Source organism: Dolichospermum sp. DET69, assembly GCA_017355425.1.
Taxonomy (GTDB): Bacteria; Cyanobacteriota; Cyanobacteriia; order Cyanobacteriales; family Nostocaceae; genus Dolichospermum.
Map to the genome: position 1 here is coordinate 4,756,800 of CP070233.1, position 13,853 is coordinate 4,770,652.

A 13,853-nucleotide genomic window follows, 5' to 3' on the forward strand; every position below is an offset into this window, starting at 1 on the left:
TTTACACATATTAATTACAGAAGGTAACACGAAAATTGAACTCCGGGCAAAATAAAAATATGAATTTGTTTCCTACTCTAGGCGCTGCCTTGTCACCCATTAAGAGCTTTTTCATCAGCCTTTAAAAGTTCATATTTTAACCGTGCTGAGTATAACTAAAAATAACCGTATAAATCCGACGCTATCAGCAAACCCTACCTATTGTCTAGCATCTTCAGAACTTATGGTGCATACATTTTAGTTTGATACAGCTTAATTGAACGATCAATGCCTTTAAAACGATAGTTTCCTATGTCAGAGAAATCTGATTTTTCTGACAGCATATTGTAAGTAACTTCACTAATTACACATTCACCAGGAGAACAAATTGTTTCCATTCTTGCTGCTAAATTAATTGTTGTCCCCAAAGCAGTATAGTCTACCCGTTGAGAACTACCAACATCACCAACAATAGCTTTACCACTGTTAATAGCAATGCGTAATTGTAAAGGTTCATGCCAAAAATTATGGGCATTCAGATATTGTAACCGAGTTAACATTCCCTTCGCAGATGCAACTGCCCGATCTGCATGACCTGGATCTGGGTCAGGAGCGCCAAAAAATGCCATAATACAGTCGCCAATATATTTATCTAAAGTGCCACTATATAAAAATACTTCTTTCAACATTTCTTCAAATAACTTATTTAATAATTGAGCAATCTCTGTGGGAGTCAGTTTTTCAGAAATTGCCGTAAAACCTACCAAATCTGCAAATACAATACTAATTTCATGTTCTGTTGGAGCTAAACGTCCATCTGGTGAAGCACCGACAGCTATCAATTGTTGGACAACTGCGGGAGAATGGTATCTTTCTAAGCGATGACGAATTACTTCTTCATTTTTGAGTTTTTCTACTAATAACGAACGTTGGACACTAGAAGCTACAATATTTGCTAAAGCTGAAAAAAAGCTCAATTCCTCTTCCCCTTCTTTTTCCCAATGAGATGAAGAAAGACTAGCATCAGCATAGAGAACTCCAATTACTTTATGTTCATCCCATAATGGGACAGCCATAGCACTACGAATACCTTTAAATAAAATACTTTGTTCACCAGCAAAACGCTGATCAGATTGAGTATCAGCACTTTGAATAGCAATTTTTTCTGCAAATACTTTTTGACAAATACTTCGACTAATCCAACTACCATCCGTTGCTAGAGTTTGCTGCTCAAAAGAATTTCTAGTGGCAGAGTTTGTTAATTCCAAATTACCAGAATCATGAATTTGAACCAATAATGCTAATCTGTCAATACTATCAAGATAACGAAAAACTACTTGTTGTACTTGGGAGAAAATTTCCTCAATAGATGCAGCAGCACAAAGATTTTTAGCTATCTCTACCAAATCTTTAAGACGGGCAATAGTTTCATCGTTATTATTGTTCTTACTATTAATAGTATTAGCACCTATCCATTGTTGCTGTAGTTGCTCAACGTCACGAAAAATTATTTTTTGTGGCTGATTATTGACCTTTCTTAAGAACCTATTAGTAGTTCCATTTGTATCTGTATTTCTTAATTTGACTAATAGTTTAATATTGCCCAAAGAAATCACGTCGTTATTAAATAATTCTTGGATGCCAGTAATCAGATACTGATTAACTTGCGTACCATTTTTACTACCTATATCCTGAATAGTCCACACTCTGTCAGACTTTTTGACGATTCGCGCATGATTGCGGGAAATGCCGCCAAAAGGTAATACCATGTCACATTCGGGCAACCGTCCGATAATAAATACATCTTTATCTACTGGAACTAAGGTTTCGGTATTTCCTTCTTGCTGGAAGAGGAGTGTGAGTTGATTCATACTGTTATACATTCAGACTCGAAGCTTAGGGCGCAAGTATCAATGAAATTAATTTAATATATGGTTTATATATATCAGCACTTACACAGTAGATGCCAGACATTTATCAAAAATTGGTTTAGATACACCAGAATTTCTTGTGTAAGTTCTAACTTTCTATTTATGATACTATTCCTTACATTAAAAAATACCTTCGCCCGTAAAAAAAGATGATAAAAATAGGGCTGATTGGGAAATTATTGCTTTTGTTACTGCGGATTCCTTGAAGCAGAAAATTATGCAACAGGTTTTGGTCGAGAGAATTTCGGTATAGTGAGATTATCTTGACCTAATTGCTGACAATAAAAATAACAGTGCTGTTTTTTATTCATGGTTAATTCCTAACTCAAAATCTGAAGTTTAGCTTCATCAAATACCAGACCTCGACGGGTAAAATATTGATGAATGTTGATTTGCACAAATAAATCTTTGAGTTCTTCGGCAATTTCATTTGGTGGATTTCCTGATAAAGCAACTGCAATTAAATGTTCTGCACTGTGAATTTCTCCACAGTCAATTGCTAGGGTTGCGGCACTGCGATACAATATTGAACGGGTTGGTTCTGCTGCTAAATCATTTGCTATTAATTCTGCTGCTAATCGTTCTTTCTCAAATGCTTGTCGGGATAATTGAGAAGCTAAATCTAAGTTACTTCTAAGTTTAGCAACTTGTGCCATTTCGGCTAAATCCATAGCCTGTTTATGTAACTCTTGAATCTGAATCATTTTTTTACTATGAAGGCTAAAGGGTTGCTAAATTCAGCAACCACAATATAAGCTGGAAGTGTGCCATCTGTGGGGCTGACTTGCTCAAGTTTCTGTTTAATTCTAGCTTTTATTCGGCTGTCGTCGCCTTTACGGATGCCGGAAACTTCTAACCGCACTGCATTTTGAAATGGTAGTTCATTGTTATCACTTTTTTTACCTAACAGGCTTCTGCTAGTGTTGCACCAAAGGCAGGAGTGATAGCAGGTAATCCTTTTTCAAGTTTAGTGATTACCAATTCTTTCGAGTTAAAATTCATCAGTTAATGAATATTTTAATTGTAATATCTTACAATAAAGTGCGATCGCATTAAAAAGGCGATCTCCCTCCTCTAATCAGTTGGGGATTCGATATACCAACGTTATATTAGGTTGCCTAAATTTTTATAGAGACCTTCCATGGAAGGTCTCTACAACTAAGAAAGCTTTTTATTACTGATAACTACCAGTACCGACAGCAACACAGTAAAGAGCCGCATGACGTTCCCCGTCAATACCCAAAATAGTGTTCAAACCCATATCATTAAATCCACCAATACAAAGACTGTCCAGCCCCAATTGCACAGCCATTAAACATACATTTTCAGCTTGATGACCAGCTTCCAAAAGCGCAAAGCGATAACCCCGCGCACCATATTTACACATAGATCGCATAAAAACAGATGTGAACACAAATAGAGCATTGGCATTCACAATGTAATCTTGCTGTAACAATGGTTCTACAAAATCTGCTGGTACTGCCTCATTCACCCAATGTAGCCCATGTCCGCGAGGTTCATAGTGATATAGTCCAGCACCTAGACCTGCTACTGCTTGTGTAGAAACGAACATCTCCAGCGGATAAAGTCCTCCGGCAGAAGGTGAGTTGCGAGCTTCATAAAATTGACCGTCTACTTGACGCAGCCCGTGAAGTCCACATCCTGCGTCGAGCAATTGAGCCAAGCAGACGAGTGGCATGACATGATTCTCAAATGATCGCACAGAAGAACGCGCCGCCAAAAGCTCATTTAGTGGGCTATTGCGTGGTGCTTTTGGCAATTCCAGAAAAGGATCTTCTGGCAGATACCGCAGTTCAGTAGCCGGAACCCGCTTAACATAACTTTTAGGGACAGGAGAATTCAAATGATACAGGAGAGCTAACTCCAGAGGTTCATTAACTTTGTGCATGATTCTAATTTCCTTATTTTAAGCCATAGGATGGGGGCAGCGATTGAGATCATTTATTGTCCGTCGGCCACCATAACCCAACCTTTCTGGGACTTCAAACAAACGCCGAGTTCCCAGTGGCTCTTGTCCATAACCAAAATATATGGGAACGATTTCACTAGCTAAAGTCCGCACCACGCGGAACCCAAGGGAGGCAATATCAGGGGTTGTAATATCCACTAAATAGGGTTCAGCACCCACTGAATGCAGCCTAGTAACTACTGACTGTAATTTCTCTGCTTCTGCTTGAGATTCATAAATTGGTAGATATTCAACTTGGCAAGATTTGTTATGGTGAAATAAGAAATCCAACTCATTTAGGCGAGACGTTGTATAAAAGAAAGCGTTGTGATCGTCCAAATTCTTGACATCGCTATATTGATGGAGATTAGCCCCAGCCCCGGTAGTCATTCGTTCTATGTCACCAAAGCGGGCTTGACAAACTTCAAAAATCGCCTTATTAAAAGCCGTTGCCCCATCCAGATGGCATCCCATACCAGTGGCCACAGCCGGACTTTTGCCCGAACGGTCAATTAACATAGCCAGGACCACTGGGACTTGAATATCAGTAGTCAAATCAAAGGCAACTAGCTCAATTCCAAATCTAGCGTAGTGGCGGGCAATTTCCGTCTCAATTCCTGGTAGGTGGTCGAAATAGATGCGGGGAGCAGGGAGGCGATTTAACCAGGTAATAATAAAAGCATCGCGCTCAATTAACTCACACAAGCCCCGGTAGGCAGCAAACTCCAGATCAGGACCACTAGCCATACCATTAGAAGTAACAGGTAAAATATGATCTCCTTGTTGGTCGCCGTCCCAGTCCAAATAAACCAAGAAAGCTGGGACTAAAACCTGTTGGTTGCTGGCTAAAGACAGAGCAGTTATCCAGGAAGTCTGCATTGCTGGATCAAAAGCTGGGAAAGGGAAATTTGGATTGGAGTATTGTTGGTCAGAAAAAGGGGAAAAAACTGAAGGAGGAACGGCACGACTACCTAATTCTTCATAACTACCAAAAGTCAGTTGCCGATAATCAACAATACCGCCACAATATCTTTCTATAGCTTCGCCCACAGCCCCAAAAATAGCCTGCTCATCAGTCATGCCCCTACCGACACCGTAGCGTAAATCATCCTGCTGTTTGCGAAGCTGGAAACTTGCTAATTCAGCTTGCCACAAAACCGGGAAATCAAACTCCGTATAAGGCTTGTTAAATCTATCTAAAGCTCGGATAATCCCAGTATGAGGGCTGACCAAATCACGCCAGCGGGGACTTGCAATTGTTGTATTCACCTTCTTCTCTCCTATCTTTTTCTGTTCCCTGTTCCCTGTTCCCTATTCCCTTTCTTAGGTGAACAATGAGGACAACCTGGTTTCTTCAGGACAACGTTATGAGTGAGATTTGTACCGAGTAAGTCCAGATGCAATAATTTTCCGTCAGTAGCCATAGGTAGACCAAGAATCATTTTCACAGACTCCAGAGCTAAGTAACTGCCAACCAACATCTGGGCTATGGGCAAATTTTCGCGCAGCCGTGGTTGAGAAAGGCGTTCTCGGTTTAGCAACTGCTCAATTGCCAATTCCGCATCTGGCAGCTTAGAACAGGCCATAGACCGCATCCGATAGCATAGATAGCAAGGTCCCTCCTGGGAAAAAACCAGTGGACCAACAGTTCCCTCCACACCAGCCGCCCCACCTGGTAACAATGGGCGCTCCATCTTCAGGCATAATCTATTGAGACGATATGCCAGATTGACTGATACGGCATCAGTGGCAACAATCACGAGGTCAACGTCATCCAGCAAAGGATTGATTGTTGCGTCATCAGTTAAAGCATCGGTGATAATCTCAGTTTGGGTGACTCCACCAATGGACTCAATTTGTCGAGCCGCTTCTACACCCCGAAAAGCACCGATTTTATGCAATACCGAACCTGACATGATCAGAGAATCGGATGGAACTGTGTAGGCATCATCACATAAACGGAGAAAACCGATACCAGCAGTAGCTAGATTGATTGCTGCTATCAGTCCCGAACCTCCCAGCCCAAACACAGCAATCCTCGCATTGGCTAAGTGTTTCTGAACATCCTTTTTGTCAAAGCCTAACTCATGATAAAGGCTGACTTGAGGAAGTAAATAAGCACGACTATCTAAATCAACCGTATTTTCTAAAGACTCTTCCACCAAGCGATTATCCATCAAAAACTCTAAACATTGATTTAGTGAAGAAGCTGTCAACTTTTCGCCAATTGCATCTCGGATTTCTCCTATGGTTCGAGAGCCGTCTAGTAAAGGTAAAACGATGTTTTCTACATCATGTAGAGCTTGACCTTTTACTCTCAGAGTTCGCCGCGTCGTATTGAAGATCATACTTTCTTCGCCACTACAATCTGACGGCATCACATTAATAACAACGTGTTCTAATAGCCGTAGTCGCTGATCATCATTTAATTTCATAAAATTTGTTTGAGGAATTGAATACTTGTCAGTGCGTTTCCTAGATGTAGAGACGTTCCATGGAACGTCTCTACATTCTGTTCTCTCTCCAGGTTTAGTTAGTATCCAAATCCAATTTCATCAGTGTCATCCAACACACTTGATATTGTTCCATTATCGCTAAATCTACATCCCCCACAGCCAGTACAAGGTCTACAGCCACCACAGCCACGGCATCCACAGCCACCACAGCCACGGCATCCACCACAGCCACGGCATCCACCACATCCACCACCGCAATTAGCAAACCATCTTTGGGTGGTTTCAGAGTCAAATACTCCCGACATTGCTAGTTTTTCTAAAGCTGCTATTTCCTCCTCCGATAACAAAAGTCTTTCGAGTCTATCTGCTTTGTCTACTAAACGCATTTCTACAGTTGGTTGGTCCAGTGTTTTTTCTGCAAGCATTGTCATCTACTCCTTTTAATTTAAACTCAATAACCTGTTGGCAAATCTATATTCGAGTTCAATCAACAATTAAGAGTCCTTCAAGAAGCTGGTTTAATTTGCTTTTTGAATTTTTAATTGTTAATTCTGCCATGGGATAATAGCCGACAAAATGTCAAAATCACTTTCTGATTAGTGCGGGTAAGTATCAGATATAATTTGTATTTCCCCGTCATCTTTCTAGCCAAATATTGTTCTTGTTAGCATTGCAAATTATATCTTTTTTGCTTACCCAACTTCTATAAGAATATCTTTTCCTGTCAGATTTGCTTCATTCTTAAGTAGTATTAGTTTTACTATTGATAGTGAAGAAAGCAATTCATTAAATTGGGTTGATGATGCGTAAAGTTCTGGAAATAGAAAGTAATCTGATGGTTTAGCTTGATTTTAAATAATTTATAGGTAAGTTAAAAATGTAGTTCTATTTCTTTATGATTACTACTTTAGTAAGGTATTCATCCTTTTTTATTTTTCAGCATTTTATTTAAAGAAACCAAATTAGGCATTTAATAATCCTTTAATTATCAAGCCTCTATAGATTCTATGCAGTTTTGATATCCGTAAAAATCCTGAATTAACTATATATTTGAATATTTCTCATATATTCATCCCTAAGAAGTGGAGAACAAAAATTTTGACAATTAGAATAAAAAAATAATATAGGAATCATCAATGATATTTGAAAAATTTTCACTTTTGGTCAGCAATACCCAGCAGAACCTGTGCCAATTTAGCATCAACCTTTTGCAATCAGAGAATTGTCTAACATTTTTATGACTTACGCAAAAATCAGGAAAGAATGAACCACGAAGGAGCGAAGGACACGAAGGAAAGAGAGTTTGAGAGATATTTTGCGTAAGTCCTAATTTTATCAAAAATCAGGTTTAATTAATGAGCGATTTTAGAGTTTGGTTTGGAGACTGCACTAGAGTTTTATTTCGTTCTTTGCCTTTGTTATGGACAGCAGCACCTCAAGAAATGATCTTTTTGATTGCTGTGACTTTATTGCAAGGGTTTCTTCCGGGAATTAGTGTTTGGATTACCAAGCTAGTAGTAGATGCTGTAGCCACAGCCTTAACATCTGGAAGAGCATTAGACGATTCAATTCTCTGGCCTTTAGTAGCAGCATGGGTGGGAGCTTTGCTACTAGAAACGCTTTTATATCCTTGGATATTTGCACTTCAGGGGAATCTCAATGACAAGTTAGCAGCTCACATTAGTTTATTGTTAATGCGAAAAGCTGATAGTTTTGCCGACCTCAGCCGTTTTGAAGATGCTGAATTCTATGATGAGCTACAACTGCTCCAACAACAAGTTAGTTATAAACCGTTAAACTTAGTCGAAAATTTGGTGGAATTAAGTCGCTCTTTGGTGACTTTAATTGTAGTAGTCGGGTTACTAATTCCACTGGCTATTTGGATACCATTGGTAATTGCGATCGCTACTATACCCCAAATAGTAGTTTCTTCCCAATACGGTAGGGCTATTTGGCTCACTTTATTTGAAAACAGTCCCCAAGCTCGGAGAATGCAGTATTACACCACAGTAATGCTGACTGATACCTATGCCAAAGAAATCAGATTGTTTCAGCTAGGCTCATTTTTTATGGAGCTTTACGGACAAGCTTTTCAATCGTTACATCAATCTATGCGTCATCTGCGGGGTAAACAAGCATTTTGGTCATCTAGTTTAGCTATTCTCAGTACATTAGGAAATGGGTTTGCTTTCTATTGGGTGGTACAAAAAGCTTTTCGAGGAGCATTTAGTCCGGGTAGTGTCCTGCTGTTTGTTCAGTCATTAACTTACTTTCAAAATAATTTAGAAAGATTCGTCAGTCATTGGTTGGATCTATTTGAGAATATTATTTATATGCAGCAGTTTTTCAATTTTCTTGATAGTCCTACCCCAATGGTATTAAACATACCTGGAGAAAAAATCCCCACTCCGATTCGTTCCGGTATTACTTTTGAACAAGTTGATTTTCACTATCCAGATGGTAGATTAGCACTCAAGGATATTTCTTTTACTCTTTATCCAGGGGAAACAGTAGCCATAGTTGGAGAAAATGGTGCGGGAAAAACTACTTTAGTCAAGCTATTAACTAGGCTCTATGATCCCACAACCGGACGGATTATTGTTGATGGTATAGACCTGAGAGATTTAAATTTACAACAGTGGCGACAACAAATTGCTGGAGTTTTTCAAGACTTTGGCCACTACTCCCTGACAATAGGGGAAAATATCGCATTAGGAAATTTAGCGGCTTTAGAAAATCGAGAGATTCTTAAATATGCGGTAGAAAAAGCCGATATCGTCAAACTAGTTGCTGATTTTCCCAGCGGGGAAGATACACAATTGGGTAAACAGTTTGGCGGTACGGAACTTTCTGGAGGACAGTGGCAAAAGTTAGCCCTAGCTCGGGCTTTTGTCCGCAAAGAAGCCCAACTACTACTTCTGGATGAGCCTACCGCAGCACTTGACCCCCGCAGCGAGTGTGATTTTTACCTTCGCTTTGTTGAACTAGCTGAAGGCAAAACTACTATTCTCATTACTCACAGATTAGCCTCAGTGCGAATGGCTGACCGGATTTTAGTCCTCAAAGATGGTCATTTAATTGAGGATGGTACTCATCAGGAACTGTTACAAAGTGGAGGCGAATATACTGCCCTATGGAATATGCAGGTAAAACAGTACGGGGTATCATGAAACCCAAAAATCTGATTCCTTGGCTAATTGGGCTGGCTATATTTAGTTTATCGGGAGTTGGTATTGCTTATTTCAGCCATTGGTATCAACCTGCTAAGGATGATATTACAGATTTAACCGTCCCTGTTACTACCAGCAACTTAAAAATTAAAATCAAAACCAATGGAGTTGTCCAACCAGTCCGCAAAATAAATATTGGACCGAGAGAAGCAGGTAAAATTGCTAAACTCTATGTAGATGAAGGTAGTTCTGTTTACAAAGGCCAATTAGTGGCAGAAATGGAGCGTCAAGCTTTTCAAGCCCAAGTGAATCAGTATCGGGCAATGTTATTGAAAGCAAAAGCCGATTTGCAAGAAAAGCGCAAGGGTTACAGACCAGAAGAAATTGCGATCGCTCAAGCTGATGTACATAAATATACAGCACAAGTACGGGAAGCCCAATCTCGTTTGGTATTAGCCACTCAACGAGTCAAGCGCAGACAATATCCTGTATCTCAAGGGGCAATATCTCGTGATGATTTAGATACAGCTTTGAATGAAGAAAAAAGCACCAAAGATAATTTACAACAAGCTAAATTTAGTCTCATATCTGCTCAACAGCAACTAAAAAAACTACTTTCCGGCTATCAGTCTGAGGAAATTACTAAGGCCGCTGCTGAGGTAGCCCAGGCAACTGCCCAGTTACAATTTTACGAAACCCAGTTAGAAAATACTTACATTCGCGCTCCTTTCTCTGGCTTAATTACCCGGCGTTTTGCCCAAGCAGGTGACTTTGTAACCCCAAATACTTCCGTTTCTACCAATGAAGGAGGAACTAGCGCCTCAATTGCCGAATTAGCCAGTGGTTTGGAGATAGAAGCTAAAGTTCCCGAAGTAAATATGGCAAAGATTAAGCAAAATCAGCCTGTGGAAATTCGTCTTGATGCTTTTCCTGAACAAGTTTTTCAAGGAAAAGTTCGTTTGATTGCTCCTAGAGGTGTCAAGGAAGAAAATGTCACATTTATGCGAGTTAAGGTAGCTTTGGCAACAGGTCAAGATCAACTCAAGGTGGGGCTAAATGTCAAGTTAACTTTTCTCGTAAATGACATTCCCAATGCTTTGGTAATTCCTTCGGCTGCGGTGATATCTGGAAAGGAAGGCCAAGTGGGTGTACTTTTACCAGACAAAGATAATCAGGCAAAATTCCATCCTGTTCAAGTCGGAATTACATCTGGGGATAAAACCCAGATTTTGAGTGGACTTTCTCAGGGTGAACGGGTTTTTATTCAACCACCACCTAATCAATTAATTGATGGTATTGACCGTCAGATTGGATCTTAGTCTACTGCTTTCTTAGCAGACAAATATAGATTAAATGAACCACGTTCGCGGAGCGTCCCGGAGGGATATAGGAGCGAAGGACACGAAGGAAGAAGGAAGAAGGAAGAAGAAGGAAGAAATTTTATGCTAGGGAAGGGAGTATGAATTTGCTGGAAAGTGTAAATATGGCTTTTGCAACTATCTCTGCTAATAAACTTCGTAGCGGACTGACGATGCTGGGGATAATTATTGGCAATGCTTCTGTTATTAGTATGATCGGTATTGGACAGGGCGCACAGAATCTTGTATTGGGCAAGCTTGAGGCGTTTGGCGCAAATCAACTGACAGTATATACCAATTTTGAAGATGATGAGGGGATGAAATTTCCTGATGCTCAATTGGTGTTATCAGACGCGGAAGCAATTAAGGCACAAGTTCCCAGTGTTACTAAAGTTGCTCCTGTAGATGAACAGAAAATGTCAATCAGTTTTAATAATAAGTTAATATCAACAACTGTTAAAGGGACTACATCTGATTTACTCGCTGTCCAGAATCTTATTCTTGTTACTGGCAGAATGTTTAATCAAACACAACAGGAACAACAGGCTCAAGTTACTGTTTTGGGTGCGGAAACTAGCCGGAAGCTATTCGGTGATAAAAATCCTGTTGGGAAAGAGGTGATGATTAATAATATATCTTTTCAAGTTATTGGTTTGTTGCAATCAAAAGGTGCATTTGCTGGGGAGAATTTGGATCAAACTGCTATTGTCCCACTCACAACTTATGCTAATAGGTTAGTGGGACGGAGATCAATATCTGATATTCCTATTAGTTACATTTTGGTAACGGCAAAAAATAGAGATAGTGTTCGTACCGCAGGTTTTCAAATTACTAATGTTCTGTCTCGATTACATGGTAAAAAAGATATAGCTGTTTTTGCTAATAAAAAGTTTCAAGAATTAGTGTTACAGGTAACTGGTATTTTGTCATTATTATTAGCTTTGATTGCGGCTATTTCTTTGTTAGTCGGTGGAATTGGCATTATGAATATTATGTTAGTTTCTGTGACGGAACGCACTCAAGAAATTGGTTTACGGAAAGCTGTTGGCGCAACTCAGAATGATATTTTAATGCAGTTTTTAATTGAAGCGATTATTCTCTCTCTTTCTGGGTGTTTATTGGGAATAATTTTAGGAGTTGGGGGAACTTTGCCGTTAGCATTTTTCACGCCTTTGACTCCTCAATTTCCTCTGTATGCTGTTGTTGTAGCTGTGGGCATATCCGGGAGCATAGGCTTGATTTTTGGTGTGTTTCCTGCCCGACAAGCTGCTATGCTAGACCCAATTGTCGCTCTGAGAAGTGGTTAATTAGGATTTGCTGATAGCGGAGCGTGACGTAATTTATGGACAGGAAACAGAAAAACCTTGACAAAACATCTTTATCTGCGTTTATTTGCGTTTAATTAGTATTAATATTTTATTCTATGTAGCTAGGACTAGCCCTTTCAAGGTGTTGTGTAATGGGGTGATTTGTAGTTTGGTTAAGAGAGGTGAAAATCACAGGGTGGAGAAAAAAAATGAGTCTAGGGCAAGTATTTGAGCGGTTTATCAAAGAGAGTCCAGTATCAGTGATGATTCGTGGGCTTTTAGAAAAAGCACTAAGTCCACAAATTTTGGATGAACTATTTGAACGCACTGCGAAAACTCAGTACACCCGTGAATTATTATTCTCTACAGTCGTAAATTTAATGAGTCTTGTGGTGTGCGGAGTCCACCCATCAGTGAATGCAGCACATCAAGCATTAGCCGAAGAAATAGGAGTTTCAGTCACATCAGTCTATAACAAAATCAATGGCATTGAGCCAAATACCAGCACGGAATTAGTCAGAGAGGTTGCTGGTCAAATGGAAGCGACAATTCGGCATCTCAACGCTACGATACCTAATCTGCTCCCAGGTTATCGAGTGAAAATAATTGATGGTAATGCTATTGCCGCCAGTGAACATCGTTTAAAAGAACTACGCCAAATTAGTAGTGCCCCATTACCAGGAAAGTCCTTAGTTGTACTAGACCCTAGCTTGATGTTGGCAGTAGATGTATTTCTTTGTGAAGACGGTCATGCCCAAGAGCGTTCTTTATTTAACGAGGTACTATCAACTGTTGAAGAAGATGATGTTTGGATCGCTGACCGGAATTTTTGTACACTCAAGTTTTTATTTGGAATCGCTAGTCAAAAAGGCTACTTTATAATTCGACAGCATCAAAGTATGCCTTGGCAAGAGACCGATGATTTCCGTTTAGTTGGTCAAAACGATAGTGGTGTTGTGTTTGAGCAAAACATCATGTTAAGTGCGGATGATGGTCATCTCTTAAAAACTCGCCGAATCAAGGTGAGCCTGAAACAACCTAATCGTGATGGCGATAAGGAAATTTTTATTCTTACTAATTTGCCTTCTCAAGTTGCAGATGCACTACTTGTAGCTAAACTATACTGCAAACGTTGGAAGATTGAAACATTGTTTCAAGTCCTCACAGAAAATCTTCTCTGCGAGATTAATACATTAGGTTATCCAAAAGCTGCCTTATTTACCTTTTGTATTGCATTAGTCGCCTATAATGTCCTATCTGCGGTTCAGGCAGCACTTAGAAGTGTTCATGGAACTGATAAGGTAGAAACCGAAGTGCGAATCGTTGGCTAGAAACTAAAAACCCGTAAGGGTTTTGGAGGATTAGCCGCAAGGTACAAAACCTTGACAACTGAATGACCATGTAGGTGAGAGCCATTATCCTAGAACCCCTCAAACCCTACCCCGTAGGTGCAACGGTGAAAGCATCACCCCCAGGTTCGAGACTAGCCATCAAAGCCTGAAGCGGGGTGAAAAGGTGTTATTACTGACAGCCTAAGTTGGTAAGCATCGAGCAAAGTACCCATGAGTAAAGCCTAGGCTTGAAGATGCGATTGAATCGTCGTGACTACCAACCAGCGAAATAAGGCTAAAGGCGCTGGAGTCAAAAGACACAGGATAAGGAGTTGGCAATGTTCGGTTTGAC

Annotated in this window: 10 protein-coding genes and 1 pseudogene; 4 read left to right on the forward strand and 7 right to left on the reverse strand. The window is 39.9% G+C overall.

What is annotated here, in order from left to right; all coding sequences use genetic code 11:
* Positions 1-221: 221 nt before the first annotated feature.
* The 7 genes and pseudogenes from EZY12_21785 to EZY12_21815 all read right to left on the reverse strand — a co-directional run bounded on the left by EZY12_21785 (position 222) and on the right by EZY12_21815 (position 6,627).
* Positions 222-1,850 (reverse strand): FHA domain-containing protein, encoded by a 1,629-nt coding sequence (locus EZY12_21785; GenBank protein QSX67319.1) that lies wholly within the window; start codon positions 1,848-1,850, stop codon positions 222-224.
* Between the two features lie 380 nt (positions 1,851-2,230).
* The gene (locus EZY12_21790; protein ID QSX67320.1) at positions 2,231-2,614 is read right to left on the reverse strand and encodes a hypothetical protein; all 384 of its coding nucleotides are present in this window, start codon (positions 2,612-2,614) and stop codon (positions 2,231-2,233) included.
* Positions 2,611-2,912: pseudogene (locus EZY12_21795) on the reverse strand (hypothetical protein). The gene EZY12_21790 and the pseudogene EZY12_21795 overlap by 4 nt, the downstream one beginning before the upstream one ends.
* A 172-nt stretch (positions 2,913-3,084) precedes the next feature.
* Entirely contained in the window at positions 3,085-3,819 is a 735-nt protein-coding gene (locus tag EZY12_21800; protein ID QSX67321.1) for a SagB/ThcOx family dehydrogenase, read from the reverse strand.
* 18 nt (positions 3,820-3,837) lie between these two features.
* On the reverse strand, positions 3,838-5,148 hold the full coding sequence (locus EZY12_21805) for a YcaO-like family protein (GenBank protein ID QSX67322.1): 1,311 nt from the start codon (positions 5,146-5,148) through the stop codon (positions 3,838-3,840).
* Between the two features lie 11 nt (positions 5,149-5,159).
* The gene (locus tag EZY12_21810) at positions 5,160-6,314 is read right to left on the reverse strand and encodes a TOMM precursor leader peptide-binding protein (GenBank protein QSX67323.1); all 1,155 of its coding nucleotides are present in this window, start codon (positions 6,312-6,314) and stop codon (positions 5,160-5,162) included.
* Positions 6,315-6,408: 94 nt separating this feature from the next.
* A complete protein-coding gene (locus EZY12_21815; protein ID QSX67324.1) occupies positions 6,409-6,627 on the reverse strand; it encodes a hypothetical protein in 219 nt (72 codons plus the stop codon).
* 1,063 nt (positions 6,628-7,690) lie between these two features.
* On the opposite strand from EZY12_21815, the gene EZY12_21820 reads away from it, so the two are divergent.
* From EZY12_21820 to EZY12_21835, 4 genes are all read left to right on the forward strand, one after another.
* A complete protein-coding gene (locus tag EZY12_21820) occupies positions 7,691-9,505 on the forward strand; it encodes an ABC transporter ATP-binding protein (GenBank protein QSX67325.1) in 1,815 nt (604 codons plus the stop codon).
* On the forward strand, positions 9,502-10,824 hold the full coding sequence (locus tag EZY12_21825) for an efflux RND transporter periplasmic adaptor subunit (GenBank protein ID QSX67326.1): 1,323 nt from the start codon (positions 9,502-9,504) through the stop codon (positions 10,822-10,824). Before EZY12_21820 ends, EZY12_21825 begins: the two co-directional genes overlap by 4 nt.
* 140 nt (positions 10,825-10,964) lie before the next feature.
* Positions 10,965-12,170 carry an ABC transporter permease gene (locus EZY12_21830; protein QSX67327.1) on the forward strand — a complete coding sequence of 402 codons (1,206 nt, stop codon included), beginning with the start codon at positions 10,965-10,967 and terminating at the stop codon, positions 12,168-12,170.
* Positions 12,171-12,379: 209 nt separating this feature from the next.
* A complete protein-coding gene (locus EZY12_21835) occupies positions 12,380-13,501 on the forward strand; it encodes an IS4 family transposase (protein ID QSX67328.1) in 1,122 nt (373 codons plus the stop codon).
* Positions 13,502-13,853: the final 352 nt, after the last annotated feature.